Here is a 17,168-nt window from a genome sequence, read left to right on the forward strand (position 1 = left end):
TTGGGTCAAAAAGTCCATCCACATGGTCTTCGAGTCGGTGTAATCAAAGACTGGGATGCCAAGTGGTATGCCGATAAAAATAACTATGCTGATCTTCTTCAGGAAGACTTAAAGATTAGAAACCACGTTAAAAATAAAATGTATGATGCCGGGATTTCAAGAATTGTAATTGAAAGGGTTGCTAACCGCTTAAAACTTGATGTTTATACTGCCCGTCCCGGTATGGTTATTGGTCGGGGTGGATCTGAAGTTGATGCTCTGAGGAAAGACATAGAGCAAATGACCGGAAAAAATGTTCAGATAAATGTAGTCGAAGTTGAAGATCCTGAACTTGATGCCCAGCTCGTTGCTGAAAATATTGCAGCCCAGCTGGAGAGAAGGATATCCTTTAGAAGGGCTATGAAACAGGCCATGAATCGTGCTATGCGTATGGGTGCTGAAGGTTTTAAAGTACAGAGCAGTGGGCGTTTAGGTGGTGCCGAAATGGCCAGAACTGAAGGATATAGTGACGGTCGGGTACCACTGCATACTTTAAGGGCCGATATTGATTATGGTTTTGCTGAAGCCTATACCACTTATGGTAAAATTGGTGTAAAAGTATGGATTAATAAGGGAGAAGTATTACCCGAAGTTGAAGATAAGTAGATATTTACAGGGAAAGGAGGCCTTGAGATGTTAATACCAAAAAGGGTTAAATACCGCAAACAGCATCGTGGACGTATGACCGGAAAGGCCAAGCGTGGTAATAGAATAACATTTGGAGAATACGGATTACAGGCATTAGAACCAGCCTGGATTACCAATAGACAGATAGAGGCTGCCCGTGTTGCCATTACCAGGAGTTTAAAGAGAGGCGGGAAGGTCTGGATTAAAATCTTCCCTGATAAACCGGTAACTGCTAAACCAGCTGAAACCCGTATGGGTGGAGGTAAAGGAGCCCCCGAAAAATGGGTAGCTGTAGTTAAACCCGGAAGAATTATGTTTGAAGTAGCCGGGGTTAGTGAGGAACTGGCCAGAGAGGCTATCAGGCTAGCTTCTCATAAACTACCAATAAAAACAAGATTCGTCAAGAGGGAAGAAATGGATGGTGAGGCCAATGAGAGCTGATGAATTAAGGGAATTAACAGATGCCGAATTACAGCAGAAGTTACGGGAATTTAAAGAAGAATTATTTAATTTAAGGTTTCAACATGCTACAGCCCAGCTGGAAAACCCGATGAGAATCAGGGAGGTTAAACGGACCATAGCCAGAATTAAGACTATAATGAGGGAACGGGAGTTAGGTATAAAGAGGGCTTAGTGTAACTCGAAAGGAGGTTTAATATGGTAGTTGAGAGGAATAAACGTAAAGAACGTGTTGGGGTTGTAGTTAGTGATAAAATGGATAAAACCGTAACTGTGGCCGTGGAAAGACGGACCCAACACCATCTTTATAAAAAAGTAATGAAGAAAACCAAGAAATTTAAAGCCCATGATGAAGAAAATAAATGTGGCGTTGGAGATAAAGTCAGGATAATGGAAACCCGTCCTTTAAGCAAAAATAAAAGGTGGCGGGTTGTTGAAATTATCGAAAAGGCCAAGTAGTTTTTAACTGAAAGGAGGGGTTACAGTGATTCAAGCTGAGAGTCGCTTAAGAGTAGCCGACAATACAGGTGCCAGGGAATTATTGTGTATTAGAGTACTCGGAGGCTCCCGTAAAAGATATGCCGGTGTTGGTGATATAATCGTCGCTACAGTTAAAGAAGCAATCCCTGACGGAATGGTAAAAAAGGGTGAGGTTGTTAAGGCCGTTGTTGTCAGAACCAAAAAAGAAACCAGGCGGCCTGATGGTTCATATATTAAATTTGATGAAAACGCAGCTGTTCTTATAGATAAAGCTAATAACCCACGGGGAACCCGTATCTTTGGTCCCGTTGCCCGGGAATTAAGGGAGAAGAATTTTATGAAAATAATCTCCTTAGCACCTGAGGTTTTATAAAGGGGGAGTACAAATGCGAGTAAAAAAGGGAGATCTTGTCGAAGTGATAGCAGGAAAAGACCGTGGAAAAAGGGGTAAAGTTTTGAGGGTTATACCCAGGGAGGATAGGGTGATTGTTGAAGGAATTAATATTGTTCACCGTCATATGCGCCCTACCCCTGATATGCCCCAGGGCGGTATTGTTAAAAACGAAGCACCGATCCACATTTCCAATGTTATGCTTGTCTGTCCCAACTGTGATGAGAAAACCAGGATTGGTGCTACCTATCTCGAAGATGGTCAAAAAGTAAGAAAATGCAAAAAATGTGATGAAGTAGTGGATAAATAATTGTGCCCGGTAGTGAAAGGAGGTTAAAGCATGTCTGTTCTGGCTGAACAGTATAAAGAAGAGATTGTACCGAAATTAATGGATAAGTTTGATTATGAAAATATAATGGCGGTACCCAGGGTTGAAAAAGTTGTTGTTAATGTGGGTATGGGTGAACTCAAGGAAGATCCTAAATTAATTGATGTTGTCGTTAACGATATTGCCAGTATTACTGGCCAAAAACCTGTAATCACCAGGGCTAAAAAGTCAGTGGCTAACTTTAAAATAAGAGAAGGTATGCCAATAGGAGCAAAGGTTACCCTTCGTGGTGAAACGATGTATGAGTTTTTATATAAATTAGTTAATGTAACTTTGCCACGTATCCGTGATTTCAGGGGTGTTTCCCCAAAATCTTTTGATGGAAGAGGAAACTATAATATTGGAATCAGGGAGCATATTGTTTTCCCTGAAATTGAAATAGATAAAGTTGATAAGGTATATGGACTTGAAATTACCATTGTCACATCAGCTGAGACTGATGAAGAAGCCTATGAATTATTGAAATTAATGGGTATGCCTTTTAACCAATAAAGAAAGGGGGATATAAATGACCCGAAAAGCCTTAATGGAGAAAGCCAAGAAGGAACCCAAGTACTCAACCAGGAAAGTTAACAGGTGTAAACGGTGTGGTCGCGCCAGGGGTTATATGAGGAAATTTGACCTCTGCCGAATTTGTTTCCGTGAACTGGCTCATAAGGGTGAAATCCCCGGAGTAAAAAAAGCAAGCTGGTAAACTGTGAAAGGAGGTCTGTAAGGTGAATATAACTGATCCCATTGCTGATATGCTAACCCGGATTCGTAATGCCAATGATACCAATAAAGACGTTGTTAATATACCGGCATCTAATATGAAGATTTCTATTGCCAGGATTTTAAAAGAAGAGGGTTATATCAAAGATTATAAAGTTATTGAAAAGAAACCCCAGAATGCTTTGAGAATATATTTAAAATATAGTAAAAATGGTGAAAAAGTAATTTCCGGGCTAAAAAGAATAAGCAAACCCGGATTAAGGGTTTATGTCAAAAAAGACGAGGTGCCTAAAGTTCTGGGAGGCCTCGGCATTGCTGTTTTATCTACTTCCCGCGGAATTTTAACTGATAAACAGGCCAGGCAGGAGGGTATTGGAGGAGAAGTCCTCTGTTATGTCTGGTAAGGTGGTAAGATATATATGATAAACGGAGGTGAAAACAGGTGTCACGTATTGGTAAATTACCCGTAGATATTCCAGAAAAAGTTGATGTATCTGTTAATGATAATCTGGTTACGGTAAAGGGCCCTAAAGGGGAACTTACTAAAGAGTTTAATAATAAAAAAGTAACAGTTGAGGTTAAAGACGGACAGGTGCTGGTAAGACGGGTACATGATAAGGATAAGGATGCCCGTGCTTTCCAGGGTCTTACCAGAAGTTTAATCGACAGTATGGTAGAAGGGGTTACCAACGGTTTTGAGAAAAAGCTTGAAATGGTCGGGGTTGGTTATAATGCCAAAAAGAAGGGTAAAGACCTGGAGCTGGAAGTTGGATACTCCCATCCGGTGATAATCGAGGCCGAAGATGGTATTGAATTTGATGTTGAAAAAAATAATAAAATAGTTGTCAGGGGTATTGATAAACAGCAGGTAGGTGAAATGGCAGCAAAAGTCAGGGCTGTCAGGAAGCCTGAACCTTATAAAGGTAAAGGGATACGGTATGAAGGAGAACACATCAGACGCAAGGAAGGTAAAACTGGTTAAAGGAAGGAGTGAATGGTTATGGATAAAAGGCTTGCCAGAAAACGCCGCCATCTCCGCATAAGGAATAAGATTTTTGGAACCCCGGAACGGCCAAGAATGAGTGTTTTTCGCAGCAAAAAAAATATTTATGTCCAGGTAATAGATGATATTTCCGGACACACACTTGTTTCAGCTTCTTCCCTCGATCCTGCTATCAGGGATGAAATTGATAATGGTGGAAATGTAGAGGCTGCCAAAAAAGTTGGAGAACTGGTAGCTGAACGGGCCCTGGAAAAGGGAATTAAAAAGGTGGTTTTTGATAGAGGTGGAAATAGATACCATGGCCGGATTAAAGCACTAGCAGAAGCCGCCAGGGCCAAAGGATTGAAATTTTAACAAGAAGGAGGCGAATCTATGAAGAATATTGATCCCGATAAACTGGATTTAGAAGAACGTGTTGTTAATATTAACAGGGTAGCAAAAGTAGTAAAAGGTGGCCGTAGATTTAGCTTCAGTGCTCTGGTTGTTGTTGGAGATGGCAACGGGCATGTCGGGGTTGGCTTTGGTAAGGCTAACGAAGTCCCTGAAGCCATCCGCAAGGGTGTTGAAGACGGTAAAAAGAATTTAATCAAGGTACCTATCGTTAACACAACAATTCCACACGAAATCGTAGGAGAATTTGGAGCCGGAAAAGTGTTATTAAAACCTGCTGCTCCCGGTACTGGTGTTATTGCCGGTGGCCCTGTCAGGGCGGTAGTTGAGCTGGCTGGAATTGGAGATATTCTCACTAAATCTTTAGGATCCAGTAACCCCATCAATATGGTTAAAGCAACTTTGACCGGACTTAGTCAGCTTAAAACCATTGAAGAAGTGGCCGATTTAAGAGGTAAAGATGTAGAAGAATTAATGGGCTAACAGTAAGGAGGTGTAATCATGAAACTACACGATTTGCGTCCCGCTAAAGATGCTAAAAAGAAGCGTAAAAGGGTTGGTCGTGGAACTGGTTCTGGAAGAGGTTTTACTTCCGGGCGAGGAAGCAAGGGGCAGAATGCCCGTTCTGGAGGTGGAGTAAGACCTACTTTTGAAGGTGGTCAAACCCCCTTATTCAGAAAGCTTCCCAAAAAGGGTTTTAACAATATCTTTAAAAAAGTTTATAATGAAGTGAATGTATATCAGTTGAATAAATTTAACAAAGGGGAGGAAGTGACCCCTGAAAAGTTATTAGAGAAGGGAATTATTGATAAGGTTGCCAGGTCAGGTGTCAAAATTCTTGGTAATGGTGAGCTTGATAAGGCTTTAACTGTTAAGGCTCATGCTTTTACTAAAAGTGCCAGAGAGAAAATTGAAGCTGCCGGTGGGAAGGCTGAGGTGATTTAATTGATATCTGCTTTAAAGAATGCCTTTAAAGTGAAGGAAATCAGGAAGAAGATTTTATTTGTGCTGGGGATGATGGTTGTCTACCGGATCGGGGCTCATATTCCAGTACCCGGTATTGATGTTGTTAAATTACGTGAGATCCTATTTCAGGGGACAGCTCAGGGGGTATTTGATTACCTGGACCTCTTTGCCGGGGGAGCTTTGAGGAATTTTACCATTTTTGCCATGAGTATTACCCCCTATATTACTGCTTCAATTATTTTGCAGTTATTAACCGGAGTTATCCCCAGACTGGAGGAATTACAGAAACAGGGTGTTGAAGGACGTAAAAAGTTAACCCAGTATACCCGCTACGGAACTGTAGTCCTGGCTATTATTCAGGCCTTTGGTATTACCATGTTAATAGGAAGACATAATGTTATTGTAAATCCTAATCTATTCAATCTTATGTTAATTGTAATCAGTTTGACTGCGGGTACAGCTTTTTTAATGTGGCTTGGGGAACAGATCACCGACAAAGGTATTGGTAACGGAATATCAATCATTATATTCACTTCAATTATTTCCAGATTCCCATCCTATATACATCGCAACTGGGAATTATATAAAACTGGAGATATAACAGCACTAAATATACTATTCTTCCTGGTTTTAGCCGTTGTAATTATCGCCGGGGTTATCTTTATTCAGCAGGGTGAGAGGAGAATTCCTGTTCAGTATTCAAAAAGAGTTGTTGGCCGTAAGGTATACGGGGGTAGAAGTACCCATATTCCGATGCGGATTAACCAGGCAGGGGTTATTCCGGTAATATTTGCCCAGGCTGTATTACAGTTCCCGACAGTTATTGCTGCCGTGCTTCCATACGGTTGGGCTCAGGATATAGCAACAGCCCTTGAACCGGGCAAACCAGTACATTTAGTCCTGTATGCAGCTATGATTTTCTTCTTTACCTATTTCTGGACTGCATTTACCTTTAATCCTGAAGAAGTAGCCGATAATATGAGGAAGTCAGGTGCCTTTATTCCTGGTATTAGACCGGGTAAGGCTACTGAAAACTTCCTGACCAGGATTCTGGTAAGGGTTACCCTTGCCGGTGCTATTTTCCTGACTGTAATTGCTATTATGCCCTATTTTATCAGTGATATTACCAGGGTTAGAATTAGTTTTGGTGGAACTTCCCTCTTAATTATGACCGGTGTTGCCTTACAGACAATGCAGCAGATTGAATCCCAGTTATTGATGAGGCACTATGAAGGATTTATGAAATAAAAAAGGGGGTTTTTGGATGAATATTGTATTATTGGGTCTACCAGGGGCAGGTAAAGGAACCCAGGCCAAGAAAATGAGTCAGGAATACAACCTGCCCCATATTGCCACCGGGGATATCTTTCGGCAGGCTATCCGGGAGGAAACCCCTCTGGGAAAAGAGGCAAAAAAATATCTTGATTCCGGGGAACTGGTTCCGGATGAGATTACTATTGGTATAGTAAGGGAACGTATCCAGAAAGATGATTGTGATAATGGTTTTATTCTTGATGGTTTTCCCAGGACCTTAAATCAGGCCCGTGCTTTAACCGGTATGCTCGAAGATATGGGACGGAAAATAGATGTTGCCCTCTATATTAAAGTAAAGGAAGAGGAACTAATAAAGAGATTATCAGGACGACGTGTCTGCCAGGAATGTGGTGCCGCCTATCATGTCGTCTATAACCCTCCGAAAGAAGAGGGTATCTGTGACCTCTGTAAGGGAAAACTCATTCAACGTAGTGATGATAAAGAAGAAACAGTAAAAAATAGAATTAGAATTAATAAAGAAAAGATGGAAGACCTTATTGAATATTACCGGAACCAGGGTAATTTAAAGACAGTGGAAAGTACCGGTGGGATTGACGAGGTGTTTAATAAAATACAAGAAATTATCGGGGCTGGTGTCTAAATGATTATTTTAAAATCACCCCGTGAAATTAATATTATGCGTGAAGCAAATCGAATAGTTGCTGAAGTACACGCCCGCCTGGCTGAAGAAATCTCCCCGGGTATTACGACTGCTGATATTGATAAGCTGGGGGAAGAGTTAATTAGAAAAAAAGGTGGAATTCCTTCTTTTAAAGGGTATCGTGGTTATCCAGCTTCAGTATGTGTCTCCATTAATGACGAAGTGGTGCACGGGATTCCCAGTAAAAAACGGGTTATTGAATCAGGGGACGTAGTTAGCCTTGATATCGGTGTTATCTATGAAGGGTTTCACGGGGATGCTGCCAGGACTCTGGGGGTCGGAGAGGTTAGCAAGGAGGCCTCCCGACTTATTGAGATAACGGAGCAGTCATTCTTTCATGGTATAGAACAGGCAAAGCCAGGAAACAGGTTATCTGACATCTCTCATGCTGTACAGAACTATGTTGAGAAAAATGGTTTTTCAGTGGTCCGGGAATATGTCGGTCATGGTATTGGACGTGATATGCATGAGGACCCCCAGATTCCCAATTTTGGACCGCCCGGAAGAGGCCCATTATTAAAGGAAGGAATGACCCTGGCTATTGAACCTATGGTTAATGCGGGAGGCTATATGGTTAAAACCCTGGCAGATGGCTGGACTGTAGTAACAAAAGATGGTAGTCTATCAGCCCATTACGAAAACACAATTGCTGTAACAAAAGATGGTCCTGTTATTCTGAGCTGTCTGGAGTCCTGATTGCATTTTTCTGTTTTGTTGTGATATAATAATTTGGAGGTTTTGCAGGAAATATCCTCCTGGAAAAGGGGGGGTTTTATGTGTGGTAAGTTTCAGTTGGGCGAGATGGTTAAGTCAATTGCGGGCCGTGATACTGGAAAATATTATATTGTAGTTAAAATAGATAACGAAAAATACGTTCAGGTAGCAGATGGCGATAAAAAGCGACTGGAACGGCCCAAAAGAAAGAATGTTAAACACCTTAAACCGGCCGGATTTGTGCATAAGGAATTACAGATCTGGTTATCGAATGGTAAAAGGGTGCGTAATGAGGATATTAAAAAAATAATAAAAGATTTTGTGAAAAATGAGGAGGCTAACTAACCCTATGGCTAAAGAGGAAGCTATTGAAGTTCAGGGAACGGTTGTTGAACCCCTTCCTAATGCTATGTTTAGGGTTGAACTGGATAATGGACACAAGGTTCTGGCCCACGTCTCAGGTAAAATGCGAATGAACTATATTCGTATTTTACCGGGGGATAAAGTAACCGTTGAACTATCACCTTATGATTTAAGCCGTGGTCGCATTATTTACCGCCACAAAACCAAAAAATAAACGATCTTTGAGGGGGGATAGAGATGAAGGTTAGACCTTCAGTTAAACCCATCTGTGATAAGTGTAAGGTTATCAGGCGGAAAGGAAAAGTAAGGGTTATCTGTGAAAACCCCAAGCATAAACAGCGTCAGGGATAATATTAAATATGGAGGTGAATTGCTTTGGCAAGAATTGCAGGGGTAGATTTACCCAGAAATAAAAGAGTAGAGATCGGTTTGACCTATATTTATGGAATTGGCCGTTCTACTTCAAATAAGATTTTAAAAGTTACCGGTATTGATCCTGATACCAGAGTTAAGGATCTTACTGAAGCTGAAATTGCAAAATTGAGGGAAGAAGTAGACAAATATCAGGTGGAAGGTGACCTCCGTCGGGAAATAAGGGCCAATATTAAACGCCTTATGGATATCGGTTGTTACCGTGGTATTAGACACAGGAAAAACCTACCAGTACGTGGTCAGAGGACCAGGACCAATGCCCGTACCCGTAAAGGTCCTAAGAAAACTGTTGGCGTCAGGAGAGCAAAATAACCACAGTAAGGAGGGAAATAGATGGCTAAGGGTAAAAAAAAGGTTAGAAGGAAAAAGAAGAAAATTAAACGTAATATTGAAAAAGGTCAGGCTCATATTAAGTCTACCTTTAATAATACAGTTGTAACTATAACAGATAAAGAAGGTAATGTTATTGCCTGGTCCAGTGGAGGCAAGGTGGGTTACAAGGGTTCTCGAAAATCAACTCCATTTGCTGCCCAGCTGGCTGCAGAAGACGCTGCCAAACAGGCTATGGACCAGGGTTTGAAGGAAGTTGAAATATATGTTAAAGGACCCGGTTCTGGCAGGGAATCTGCCATCAGGTCTTTACAGGCTACCGGGTTGAATGTAAGTATTATTAAGGATGTTACTCCGATTCCTCATAATGGATGCCGTCCACCAAAAAGGCGTCGTATATAAATTACACTAATGTGTTAATAATGAATATATGGAGGTGTAAAAATGGCAAGATATAAAGGACCAGTTTGTAGATTATGCCGCCGTGAAGGCGAAAAGCTATATCTTAAAGGACAGCGCTGTTATACAGATAAATGTGCTATAGATCGGCGTTCCTATCCTCCGGGAGAACATGGCCGGAGACGTAATAAGCCTACAGAATATGGAATGCAGTTGAGAGAGAAACAGAAGGTTAAAAGAATTTATGGTATCCTGGAAAAACAGTTTAAACGCTATTTTGACATGGCTGAAAAAATGCCCGGAGTTACCGGTGAAAACTTTTTATCAATTTTGGAAAGAAGGCTGGATAATGTCGTTTATCGCCTCGGGCTGGCTACATCCAGGAATGAAGCAAGACAGTTTGTCCTGCATGGCCATATTTTAGTAAATGGAAGGAAAGTTAATATTCCTTCTTATCTTGTAGATGAAGGCGATGTTATCAGTGTTAAAGATTCCAGCCGCAAATCAAAGAGGTTTAAAGAGGTATTCGAATTTAATGAAGACTTGACTCCACCTAAATGGTTATCAGTTAATTTAGAAAAAGCAGAAGGTAAAGTAGTTGCAATGCCCACCAGAGAAGATATTGATTACCCGGTAGAGGAGCATCTAATTGTAGAGTTCTATTCTAGATAATCTTTTTGCCCTTTACTGTAAAAAAGGGGGTATAAATTAGAATGATAGAGATTGAGAAACCGAAAATCGAAAAGGTTGAGTGTACTGATAATTATGGAAAATTTGAGGTTGCTCCCCTGGAAAGAGGGTATGGGATAACCCTGGGAAATTCACTACGGAGAGTTCTTTTATCCTCTTTGCCGGGAGCAGCCATAACTTCTGTTAAGATTGAAGGTGTCAGGCACGAATTTAGCACCATTCCCGGTGTTGTTGAAGATGTTTCCGAGGTTATACTGAATTTAAAAGGGGTTGTCTTAAAATATAAAGGTGAAGATATTGAAAAGATAACTCTTAACTGTGAAGGAGAAGGGGAAGTAACTGCCGGGGATTTCAAAACTTCTGGTGACATAGAGGTTATAAATCCAGACCATCATATTGCTACTCTGGCCGAGGGTGGAAAGTTGCAGTTGGAAGCTACTGTTGAGTTCGGTAGAGGTTATGTGACTGCTGAAGAGAATAAGGAACATTTTGACCGTGTTATTGGTTTAATTCCGATTGACTCCTCTTTTAGCCCCATAGAAAGGGCTAATTTTAAGGTTGAGAATACCAGGGTAGGCCAGGTTACTGACTATGACAGGCTTGTCCTTGAGGTCTATACAAATGGGAGTATATCCCCTGAAGACGCTATAAGTTTAGCGGCCAAGATTATGGTTGAACATCTGGAATTATTCTTGAACCTGACCGACGAAGTAACCGATGTTGAGATTATGGTAGAAAAAGAAGAAGAAGAAAAAGATAAAATTCTCGATACAACTATTGAAGAACTGGATCTCTCTGTCCGTTCTTCAAACTGTTTAAAACGTGCTGGAATTAATACAGTTGGTGAATTAATTAATAAGACTGAAGATGATTTAATGAAGGTACGTAACCTCGGTAAAAAATCGTTACAGGAGATAAAAGAGAAATTAAACGAACTGGATTTGAAACTTAAAGAACCTGAAATTTAAAAGGAGGGGAGATAAGATGCCTCAGCGAAAATTAGGAAAAACCGGTGCCCATCGTAAGGCAATGTTCAGGAATATGTTAACTGATTTTTTTAGGCATGGCCGGATTGAGACTACCCTGCCTAAAGCCAAAGAATTGAGATCACTGGCTGAAAAGATGATAACTACAGCCAAAACCAATGATCTCTCATCCCGCCGTAAGGTCTTAAAATATGTTAAAGACAAAGAGGTTGTAAAAAAACTCTTTGATGAAATCGCACCAAGATACTCCGAGAGACCAGGGGGATATACCAGAATATTAAAAATGTATCCGCGTCGGGGAGATGCTGCTGAAAAAGCTATAATCGAACTTGTTGAAGAATAGAGAGCAGGTGTATTTTATGAGCCTGGTTGAAGCCAAGGGCGTAGGGTACAGTTATCAGGAAGCCGGAACGGATGAACCAGCTTTAAAAAATATAGATCTGACTGTGGAGAGTGGCGAATTTGTCGCTATTATTGGTTCCAATGGTTCCGGTAAATCTACCCTGGCCAGATTACTTAATGTTTTGCTGGTCCCTACTGAAGGGGAAATACTGATCGATGGCTTAAAAACTTCCGAAAAAGAAAATATATGGGAAATAAGACAAAAAGTGGGCATTGTATTCCAGAACCCGGATAACCAGCTGGTTGCGACCACTGTTGAGAATGATGTGGCTTTTGGTCTGGAAAACCTGGGAGTACCCAGTCGTGAGATACGTCTCAGGGTAGACAATGCCCTGAAAATGGTCGGAATGAATGGGTTTCAGGAACATGAAACCCATAAATTATCTGGAGGGCAGAAGCAAAGGGTTGCTATTGCCGGGGTTATAGCCATGGAATCCGATTGTATCGTACTGGATGAACCTACAGCCATGCTCGACCCCAGGGGTCGGAAAGAAGTAATGGATACAGTTACTTATTTAAATAAAGAAAAAGGGATAACAATTATTCATATAACCCATTTTATGGAGGAGGCTGCCCTGGCTGATAAAATATATGTTATGCATCAGGGCCAGATATATAAAAGTGGAACTCCCAGGGATATATTTCAGGATGTTGAAGGATTAAAAAGTGTTAATCTTGATGTTCCCCAGGTGGTTGAGCTGGCAAACAATCTCAGGAAAGCCGGTATGACTGTTCCGAGAATATTATCGATAGATGAGTTGGTGAGTTGCTTATGTTAATCCAGCTTAAAGATGTTTCTCACATTTACAGTGGACAAAATGAAAAAGCACTTGAGTCTGTAAATCTCAGGATTCAAAGTAATGAATTTATCGGGATTGTTGGGCATACCGGCTCCGGCAAGTCCACCCTTGTTCAGTTATTTAATGGATTGATTAAACCGAGTGAAGGCAAGGTTTTTATAGAGGGGATAGATATACACCAGAAAAAGGTCAGTAAAAGAGAAATCAGACAGAAAATAGGACTGGTTTTTCAGTATCCTGAACATCAACTCTTTGAAGAAACGATATATGATGAAGTGGCCTTTGGTCCCCGTAATTTAGACCTTTCTGAAGAAGAAATTAAAAAAAGGGTTATTCAAGCTTTATCACTGGTAGGTATGGATTATGAAACATATAAAGATAGGTCCCCTTTCCATTTAAGCGGTGGTCAGCAACGGAAAATAGCTATTGCTGGTGTTCTGGCCATGATGCCAGAAGTTTTGATTTTAGATGAGCCAACCGCGGGCCTTGACCCCAGGGGCAGGGAACAGCTTATAAAATTGCTGAAACAGTTGCATCGGGATTATAAAATGACAGTTATCCTCATATCACATCGGATGGAGGAAATTTCACAGTTATCTAACCGGGTGTTGGTATTAAGCCGTGGTAGAATTGTAATGGATGGTAAACCTGAAGAGGTATTTACCCGGGTTGATGAAATCAGAAAGCTCGGATTAGACCTCCCACAGATAACGGAAGTTTTATGGGAATTAAAAAACAGAGGGTTACGGGTTAGAACAGATATTTTTAATGTTGAAGAAGCAACCCGGGAAATAATTACAAAAATGAGGGAAAGCCAATGTTAACTGATATAACAATTGGCCAGTATATACCTGGAAATACAATTGTCCATAATCTTGACCCACGGATAAAAATAATAATTAGTATAATATTAATTACGGCCCTCTTTTTTATAAAATCTTTTACTGGATTTTTATATTTTTTATTATATATTACTTTTATTATTTTTCTGGCAAAATTACCGGTTAAAAGAATAATCAAGGGTTTAAAACCTATTCTTTTTCTGGTGATTTTGACCCTGCTTTTACATGTACTATTCACACGGGGCGGTAAAGTATTGTGGCAATGGTGGGTTATAAGGATTGATGAACATGGACTTTTCACCGGTCTATTTATGGCCAGTCGTATTTTATTATTAATTGCTTTTACCTCGTTACTTACCCTGACAACATCCCCATTACAGCTTACAGATGGGATTGAGTACTTACTTTCTCCCTTTAAGAGGATTGGGGTACCTGCCAATGAACTGGCTATGATGATGACTATTGCTTTACGTTTTATACCAACCCTTATGGAAGAAGCAGAAAAAATTATGAAGGCCCAGAAGGCCCGTGGGGCTGATTTTGAAAGTGGTAGTATTGTTCAGAGAGCCAGGAATCTAATACCCCTGTTGGTTCCCCTGTTTATCAGTGCCTTCAGGAGAGCTGATGACCTGGCCCTGGCGATGGAGTCCCGGTGTTACCGTGGAGGAGAAGGGCGGACCCGTCTCCATGAGTTACAAATACAGAGAAGGGATATATTCAGCCTCATTATGTCAACTATTATTGCCATTTTTATTAGTTTTTTCTAGATATATTTTTTCTTAATTTATTTTTCTGGGTGAGAAATATTAATACTGATATAAAATTAACTTATATATTTTATTCAATTTATTAAATAGTTTATTAATATTTATATTTCGTTACTGTAACTGTAACCCTGAGATGATTCAGGTGGGGGATTGAGATGGAGCGAAATATTAAGATAACCGTAGAATATGATGGAACCAACTATAGTGGCTGGCAAATCCAGAATAATACCCCGGAGACAATACAGGGAGTATTAAGTAAATGTCTTTTTGATATAAATAAGTCGCCAGTTAAATTGATAGGGGCCAGCCGGACAGATGCCGGGGTTCATGCCCGGGGCCAGGTGGCCAATTTCAGGCTTAAAGTGGGAATCCCGGTAGAAAGAATTCCCCTTGCTTTAAACAGTAAACTACCACCTGATATAGTATGTAAAGATGCTGAGGAAGTAACTGAAGATTTTCATGCTCGTTTTGATGCCAGGGGGAAAAGATATATCTATCGAATTCTTAATAGTGAATATCCATCTCCTTTCTTACGTAATTATACCTATTTTATCCCCCATAATCTAAATATAGATAAAATGAGAGAGGCAGGTTCGCTTTTAATTGGAGAACATGATTTTGCCTCTTTTCAGGCATCCGGTGGATCCAATAAAACCACTGTGAGGACAATAACAAAATTAGATATATATCGTGACCAGTATCAAATAAAAATAGAAGTATGTGGTAATGGTTTTTTATATAAAATGGTCAGGATAATAGCAGGTACTTTGATTGAAGTCGGGTTAGGGAAAAGAACTGTAAAGAGTGTTGGTCAGCTATTGGAGATAAAGGATAGAGATAGAGCAGGTTTTACTGCACCACCCCGGGGGTTAACCCTTATTGAAGTATTTTATTAAAAAAGTCTGTCAGGGTATTATAATATCCTTGACAAAGGGTATTTGTTGTATTAAAATTACTATGAGTTAGTATGTAAAAATGCCCCGTTACATTATATTATATAATGTTATTTTATATCTAAATTGTATTTGTTAAAGAAGGAGGGATAAAAGTGTCCACCTATATGGCCAAACCTCATGAAGTAGAACGCCAGTGGTATGTTGTTGATGCCACTGATAAAGTGTTGGGTCGTTTAGCCACAAAGATTGCAGAAATATTGAGGGGTAAACATAAACCAACCTTTACACCACATGTTGATACCGGTGATTATGTTATTGTTGTAAATGCAGACAAGGTAAAATTAACCGGTCGGAAATGGGAACAGAAAAAGTATTACCGCCATAGTGGGTATCCCGGTGGTTTGAAGGAAATGAGCTATGAAAAATTACTTCAAACTAAGCCGGAATTGATTATTGAAAAGGCTGTCAGGGGAATGTTACCCCATAATAGACTGGGAAGAAAGATGATTAAGAAGTTAAAGGTTTATGCAGGTCCGGACCATCCACATGAGGCCCAGAAACCTGAAAAACTAGAACTCTAGCCAGAAAGGAGGAACTTAAATGGCGGCAGAGGTACAATACTGGGGTACCGGTAGACGTAAAACTTCAACTGCCAGGGTCCGTTTAGTACCCGGTAGTGGTAAGATTTTAATAAATGGAAAAGATGTTAAGGAATATTTTGGACGGGAAACCTTGATTAAAGATTTAAAGTCTCCTCTTGAATTAACCAACAACCTGGATAGTTTTGATGTTCTGGTTAATGTTAATGGGGGTGGCTTAAGCGGTCAGGCCGGGGCAATTCGTCATGGAATTGCCAGGGCTTTATTAAGAGTCGACAAGGATTATCGTAAACCACTTAAAAAAGCCGGTTACCTGACCAGGGACCCGAGAATGAAAGAAAGGAAAAAATACGGTCTCAAAAAGGCCCGTAAAGCGCCACAGTTCTCCAAAAGATAATATATTACCTATTAAAAAAAGAGAGGGATGTCCCTCTCTTTTTTTAATTGTATACAGGTATTTAAACGGAGAAAGGATTTAATCTTAAGACTACTTGAGACTATTAAAAAAGGATATTTTCTGAACTTACCTGGGGGTACCAAAATTCTGGACCCAATCCTGTATTGCCATAAAACACATAAAAATACTGAAAAATACAGAGCAATAATATTATATATAGCCACCCAAATAAATAAAATAGAATAGAGGAAATAATAACTTTAACCAGAAATATAAAAATGGAGGTGGTAATATATGGGTGTAAGAATGGCTGCTCTGGCTCCACACCCCCCGATTATAATCCCCGAGATAGGAGGCAGGGAACGGGACAGGGTAAAAAAGACGATAACGTCTATGACTCGCCTTGCGGAAGATATTAAAAATGTAGATCCCGATATTTTGATTACTATAAGTCCCCATGGGCCTGTTTTTTCAGATGCTATCAGTATTATATACCAGGAGGAGTTAACAGGTGATTTTTCTGAATTCGGGGCCCCGGAAGTAAACTTTAAAATAGATATTAATCTTGAGCTAATAGACAGATTAAAGAAAAATGCTGATAAAGAAGGTATAGATGTATTTACCTTGAACAAACAGAGTTTACAGAATTACAGTATTTCTCCCCGTCTTGACCATGGTGTTATGGTTCCTCTGTATTTTATCCAGGAAGCCGGTGTCAATAAACCTGTTTTACCATTAACAATGGGCCTTCTGGAGTATGAAACACTGTATAAGTTTGGGTACATTATAAATAGGACTTTAGATGAAATGGATTTGAAGGCGGTTATTGTTGCCAGTGGTGATCTATCCCACCGATTAAAGCCTGGTGCCCCTGCCGGATACAGTCCTGTTGGCAGGAAGTTCGACCAGAAGTTAATTGAATTATTAGAAAAAAAGTCTTACCGGAAGATACTGAAACTTGATAAGGGCTTAATCGAGAAGGCGGGAGAGTGTGGGCTTAGACCGTTAATTATAATGCTGGGGGCTATACAGAATTTAGAACTTGACGTAGATATTATGTCCTATGAAGGCCCCTTTGGGGTAGGGTATGCAGTAGTTGAATTTTATCAGATGGAGGGATAA

Annotated in this window: 31 protein-coding genes; all 31 read left to right on the plus strand. The window is 40.2% G+C overall.

All coding sequences use genetic code 11. The annotated features are described in order from the left end of the window. The 31 genes from rpsC (at position 1) to amrB (ending at position 17,168) form a co-directional block, all read left to right on the plus strand. Entirely contained in the window at positions 1 to 645 is a 645-nt protein-coding gene (gene rpsC, locus HORE_RS00725) for a 30S ribosomal protein S3 (protein ID WP_012635082.1), read from the plus strand. Between the two features lie 27 nt (positions 646 to 672). Next, on the plus strand, positions 673 to 1,107 hold the full coding sequence (gene rplP / locus HORE_RS00730) for a 50S ribosomal protein L16 (RefSeq protein ID WP_012635083.1): 435 nt from the start codon (positions 673 to 675) through the stop codon (positions 1,105 to 1,107). Beyond that, positions 1,097 to 1,300 carry a 50S ribosomal protein L29 gene (gene rpmC, locus HORE_RS00735; protein WP_041605714.1) on the plus strand — a complete coding sequence of 68 codons (204 nt, stop codon included), beginning with the start codon at positions 1,097 to 1,099 and terminating at the stop codon, positions 1,298 to 1,300. The genes rplP and rpmC overlap by 11 nt, the downstream gene beginning before the upstream one ends. 23 nt (positions 1,301 to 1,323) lie before the next feature. Next, positions 1,324 to 1,584 (plus strand): 30S ribosomal protein S17, encoded by a 261-nt coding sequence (gene rpsQ, locus HORE_RS00740; RefSeq protein ID WP_012635085.1) that lies wholly within the window; start codon positions 1,324 to 1,326, stop codon positions 1,582 to 1,584. A 25-nt stretch (positions 1,585 to 1,609) separates the two neighbouring features. Continuing rightward, on the plus strand, positions 1,610 to 1,978 hold the full coding sequence (rplN, locus tag HORE_RS00745; protein WP_012635086.1) for a 50S ribosomal protein L14: 369 nt from the start codon (positions 1,610 to 1,612) through the stop codon (positions 1,976 to 1,978). 13 nt (positions 1,979 to 1,991) lie between these two features. Beyond that, positions 1,992 to 2,306 (plus strand): 50S ribosomal protein L24, encoded by a 315-nt coding sequence (gene rplX, locus HORE_RS00750; RefSeq protein WP_012635087.1) that lies wholly within the window; start codon positions 1,992 to 1,994, stop codon positions 2,304 to 2,306. 30 nt (positions 2,307 to 2,336) lie between these two features. Continuing rightward, a complete protein-coding gene (rplE, locus tag HORE_RS00755; RefSeq protein WP_012635088.1) occupies positions 2,337 to 2,876 on the plus strand; it encodes a 50S ribosomal protein L5 in 540 nt (179 codons plus the stop codon). A gap of 16 nt (positions 2,877 to 2,892) precedes the next feature. Continuing rightward, positions 2,893 to 3,078 carry a type Z 30S ribosomal protein S14 gene (locus HORE_RS00760; RefSeq protein ID WP_012635089.1) on the plus strand — a complete coding sequence of 62 codons (186 nt, stop codon included), beginning with the start codon at positions 2,893 to 2,895 and terminating at the stop codon, positions 3,076 to 3,078. Between the two features lie 22 nt (positions 3,079 to 3,100). Continuing rightward, positions 3,101 to 3,499 (plus strand): 30S ribosomal protein S8, encoded by a 399-nt coding sequence (rpsH, locus tag HORE_RS00765; RefSeq protein ID WP_012635090.1) that lies wholly within the window; start codon positions 3,101 to 3,103, stop codon positions 3,497 to 3,499. A gap of 38 nt (positions 3,500 to 3,537) precedes the next feature. Continuing rightward, positions 3,538 to 4,077 (plus strand): 50S ribosomal protein L6, encoded by a 540-nt coding sequence (gene rplF, locus HORE_RS00770; RefSeq protein WP_012635091.1) that lies wholly within the window; start codon positions 3,538 to 3,540, stop codon positions 4,075 to 4,077. A gap of 18 nt (positions 4,078 to 4,095) precedes the next feature. Next, positions 4,096 to 4,452, plus strand: a complete 357-nt coding sequence (gene rplR / locus HORE_RS00775) for a 50S ribosomal protein L18 (protein ID WP_012635092.1) — start codon at positions 4,096 to 4,098, stop codon at positions 4,450 to 4,452. An 18-nt stretch (positions 4,453 to 4,470) separates the two neighbouring features. Continuing rightward, positions 4,471 to 4,971, plus strand: a complete 501-nt coding sequence (gene rpsE / locus HORE_RS00780) for a 30S ribosomal protein S5 (RefSeq protein ID WP_012635093.1) — start codon at positions 4,471 to 4,473, stop codon at positions 4,969 to 4,971. A gap of 18 nt (positions 4,972 to 4,989) precedes the next feature. Further along, entirely contained in the window at positions 4,990 to 5,433 is a 444-nt protein-coding gene (gene rplO, locus HORE_RS00785) for a 50S ribosomal protein L15 (RefSeq protein ID WP_012635094.1), read from the plus strand. Beyond that, the gene (gene secY, locus HORE_RS00790; RefSeq protein ID WP_012635095.1) at positions 5,434 to 6,702 is read left to right on the plus strand and encodes a preprotein translocase subunit SecY; all 1,269 of its coding nucleotides are present in this window, start codon (positions 5,434 to 5,436) and stop codon (positions 6,700 to 6,702) included. A 16-nt stretch (positions 6,703 to 6,718) separates the two neighbouring features. Further along, the gene (locus HORE_RS00795; RefSeq protein ID WP_012635096.1) at positions 6,719 to 7,369 is read left to right on the plus strand and encodes an adenylate kinase; all 651 of its coding nucleotides are present in this window, start codon (positions 6,719 to 6,721) and stop codon (positions 7,367 to 7,369) included. Next, positions 7,370 to 8,125: a type I methionyl aminopeptidase gene (gene map / locus HORE_RS00800; protein WP_012635097.1), complete on the plus strand. Its 756-nt coding sequence runs from the start codon at positions 7,370 to 7,372 to the stop codon at positions 8,123 to 8,125. 78 nt (positions 8,126 to 8,203) lie between these two features. Continuing rightward, complete coding sequence (locus HORE_RS00805; RefSeq protein ID WP_012635098.1) at positions 8,204 to 8,488, plus strand: KOW domain-containing RNA-binding protein; 285 nt, start codon at positions 8,204 to 8,206, stop codon at positions 8,486 to 8,488. A gap of 4 nt (positions 8,489 to 8,492) precedes the next feature. Further along, entirely contained in the window at positions 8,493 to 8,720 is a 228-nt protein-coding gene (gene infA, locus HORE_RS00810) for a translation initiation factor IF-1 (protein ID WP_012635099.1), read from the plus strand. Positions 8,721 to 8,743: 23 nt separating this feature from the next. After that, entirely contained in the window at positions 8,744 to 8,857 is a 114-nt protein-coding gene (gene rpmJ, locus HORE_RS00815; RefSeq protein ID WP_012635100.1) for a 50S ribosomal protein L36, read from the plus strand. A gap of 24 nt (positions 8,858 to 8,881) precedes the next feature. Beyond that, the gene (gene rpsM / locus HORE_RS00820) at positions 8,882 to 9,250 is read left to right on the plus strand and encodes a 30S ribosomal protein S13 (protein ID WP_012635101.1); all 369 of its coding nucleotides are present in this window, start codon (positions 8,882 to 8,884) and stop codon (positions 9,248 to 9,250) included. Between the two features lie 21 nt (positions 9,251 to 9,271). Beyond that, a complete protein-coding gene (gene rpsK / locus HORE_RS00825) occupies positions 9,272 to 9,670 on the plus strand; it encodes a 30S ribosomal protein S11 (RefSeq protein ID WP_012635102.1) in 399 nt (132 codons plus the stop codon). Positions 9,671 to 9,712: 42 nt separating this feature from the next. Continuing rightward, on the plus strand, positions 9,713 to 10,339 hold the full coding sequence (gene rpsD / locus HORE_RS00830; protein ID WP_012635103.1) for a 30S ribosomal protein S4: 627 nt from the start codon (positions 9,713 to 9,715) through the stop codon (positions 10,337 to 10,339). Between the two features lie 41 nt (positions 10,340 to 10,380). After that, positions 10,381 to 11,325, plus strand: a complete 945-nt coding sequence (locus HORE_RS00835) for a DNA-directed RNA polymerase subunit alpha (RefSeq protein WP_012635104.1) — start codon at positions 10,381 to 10,383, stop codon at positions 11,323 to 11,325. Between the two features lie 16 nt (positions 11,326 to 11,341). Beyond that, complete coding sequence (rplQ, locus tag HORE_RS00840) at positions 11,342 to 11,686, plus strand: 50S ribosomal protein L17 (protein WP_012635105.1); 345 nt, start codon at positions 11,342 to 11,344, stop codon at positions 11,684 to 11,686. Between the two features lie 16 nt (positions 11,687 to 11,702). Beyond that, the gene (locus HORE_RS00845; RefSeq protein WP_012635106.1) at positions 11,703 to 12,524 is read left to right on the plus strand and encodes an energy-coupling factor transporter ATPase; all 822 of its coding nucleotides are present in this window, start codon (positions 11,703 to 11,705) and stop codon (positions 12,522 to 12,524) included. Then, a complete protein-coding gene (locus HORE_RS00850; RefSeq protein WP_012635107.1) occupies positions 12,518 to 13,369 on the plus strand; it encodes an energy-coupling factor transporter ATPase in 852 nt (283 codons plus the stop codon). Before HORE_RS00845 ends, HORE_RS00850 begins: the two co-directional genes overlap by 7 nt. Then, positions 13,363 to 14,154, plus strand: coding sequence for an energy-coupling factor transporter transmembrane component T family protein (locus HORE_RS00855; RefSeq protein ID WP_012635108.1), 792 nt, complete (start codon positions 13,363 to 13,365; stop codon positions 14,152 to 14,154). The genes HORE_RS00850 and HORE_RS00855 overlap by 7 nt, the downstream gene beginning before the upstream one ends. Positions 14,155 to 14,309: 155 nt before the next feature. Continuing rightward, positions 14,310 to 15,050 carry a tRNA pseudouridine(38-40) synthase TruA gene (gene truA / locus HORE_RS00860; RefSeq protein WP_012635109.1) on the plus strand — a complete coding sequence of 247 codons (741 nt, stop codon included), beginning with the start codon at positions 14,310 to 14,312 and terminating at the stop codon, positions 15,048 to 15,050. Between the two features lie 152 nt (positions 15,051 to 15,202). Next, positions 15,203 to 15,631 carry a 50S ribosomal protein L13 gene (gene rplM, locus HORE_RS00865; protein WP_012635110.1) on the plus strand — a complete coding sequence of 143 codons (429 nt, stop codon included), beginning with the start codon at positions 15,203 to 15,205 and terminating at the stop codon, positions 15,629 to 15,631. 19 nt (positions 15,632 to 15,650) lie between these two features. After that, positions 15,651 to 16,046: a 30S ribosomal protein S9 gene (rpsI, locus tag HORE_RS00870; RefSeq protein ID WP_012635111.1), complete on the plus strand. Its 396-nt coding sequence runs from the start codon at positions 15,651 to 15,653 to the stop codon at positions 16,044 to 16,046. Between the two features lie 294 nt (positions 16,047 to 16,340). Then, the gene (gene amrB / locus HORE_RS00880) at positions 16,341 to 17,168 is read left to right on the plus strand and encodes an AmmeMemoRadiSam system protein B (protein WP_012635112.1); all 828 of its coding nucleotides are present in this window, start codon (positions 16,341 to 16,343) and stop codon (positions 17,166 to 17,168) included.

Source organism: Halothermothrix orenii H 168, assembly GCF_000020485.1.
Classification (GTDB): Bacteria; Bacillota; Halanaerobiia; order Halanaerobiales; family Halothermotrichaceae; genus Halothermothrix; species Halothermothrix orenii.

Excerpts from the sequence above, each read along its gene's own strand:
- rplP (WP_012635083.1), top strand. The coding sequence starts at position 673 with ATGTTAATACCAAAAAGGGTTAAATACCGCAAACAGCATCGTGGACGT.
- rpmC (WP_041605714.1), top strand. The coding sequence starts at position 1,097 with ATGAGAGCTGATGAATTAAGGGAATTAACAGATGCCGAATTACAGCAG.
- rpsQ (WP_012635085.1), top strand. The coding sequence starts at position 1,324 with ATGGTAGTTGAGAGGAATAAACGTAAAGAACGTGTTGGGGTTGTAGTT.
- rplX (WP_012635087.1), top strand. The coding sequence starts at position 1,992 with ATGCGAGTAAAAAAGGGAGATCTTGTCGAAGTGATAGCAGGAAAAGAC.
- rplE (WP_012635088.1), top strand. The coding sequence starts at position 2,337 with ATGTCTGTTCTGGCTGAACAGTATAAAGAAGAGATTGTACCGAAATTA.
- HORE_RS00760 (WP_012635089.1), top strand. The coding sequence starts at position 2,893 with ATGACCCGAAAAGCCTTAATGGAGAAAGCCAAGAAGGAACCCAAGTAC.
- rplR (WP_012635092.1), top strand. The coding sequence starts at position 4,096 with ATGGATAAAAGGCTTGCCAGAAAACGCCGCCATCTCCGCATAAGGAAT.
- rpsE (WP_012635093.1), top strand. The coding sequence starts at position 4,471 with ATGAAGAATATTGATCCCGATAAACTGGATTTAGAAGAACGTGTTGTT.
- rplO (WP_012635094.1), top strand. The coding sequence starts at position 4,990 with ATGAAACTACACGATTTGCGTCCCGCTAAAGATGCTAAAAAGAAGCGT.
- HORE_RS00795 (WP_012635096.1), top strand. The coding sequence starts at position 6,719 with ATGAATATTGTATTATTGGGTCTACCAGGGGCAGGTAAAGGAACCCAG.
- map (WP_012635097.1), top strand. The coding sequence starts at position 7,370 with ATGATTATTTTAAAATCACCCCGTGAAATTAATATTATGCGTGAAGCA.
- HORE_RS00805 (WP_012635098.1), top strand. The coding sequence starts at position 8,204 with ATGTGTGGTAAGTTTCAGTTGGGCGAGATGGTTAAGTCAATTGCGGGC.
- infA (WP_012635099.1), top strand. The coding sequence starts at position 8,493 with ATGGCTAAAGAGGAAGCTATTGAAGTTCAGGGAACGGTTGTTGAACCC.
- rpmJ (WP_012635100.1), top strand. The coding sequence starts at position 8,744 with ATGAAGGTTAGACCTTCAGTTAAACCCATCTGTGATAAGTGTAAGGTT.
- rpsK (WP_012635102.1), top strand. The coding sequence starts at position 9,272 with ATGGCTAAGGGTAAAAAAAAGGTTAGAAGGAAAAAGAAGAAAATTAAA.
- rpsD (WP_012635103.1), top strand. The coding sequence starts at position 9,713 with ATGGCAAGATATAAAGGACCAGTTTGTAGATTATGCCGCCGTGAAGGC.
- HORE_RS00835 (WP_012635104.1), top strand. The coding sequence starts at position 10,381 with ATGATAGAGATTGAGAAACCGAAAATCGAAAAGGTTGAGTGTACTGAT.
- rplQ (WP_012635105.1), top strand. The coding sequence starts at position 11,342 with ATGCCTCAGCGAAAATTAGGAAAAACCGGTGCCCATCGTAAGGCAATG.
- HORE_RS00845 (WP_012635106.1), top strand. The coding sequence starts at position 11,703 with ATGAGCCTGGTTGAAGCCAAGGGCGTAGGGTACAGTTATCAGGAAGCC.
- HORE_RS00850 (WP_012635107.1), top strand. The coding sequence starts at position 12,518 with ATGTTAATCCAGCTTAAAGATGTTTCTCACATTTACAGTGGACAAAAT.
- HORE_RS00855 (WP_012635108.1), top strand. The coding sequence starts at position 13,363 with ATGTTAACTGATATAACAATTGGCCAGTATATACCTGGAAATACAATT.
- truA (WP_012635109.1), top strand. The coding sequence starts at position 14,310 with ATGGAGCGAAATATTAAGATAACCGTAGAATATGATGGAACCAACTAT.
- rpsI (WP_012635111.1), top strand. The coding sequence starts at position 15,651 with ATGGCGGCAGAGGTACAATACTGGGGTACCGGTAGACGTAAAACTTCA.
- amrB (WP_012635112.1), top strand. The coding sequence starts at position 16,341 with ATGGGTGTAAGAATGGCTGCTCTGGCTCCACACCCCCCGATTATAATC.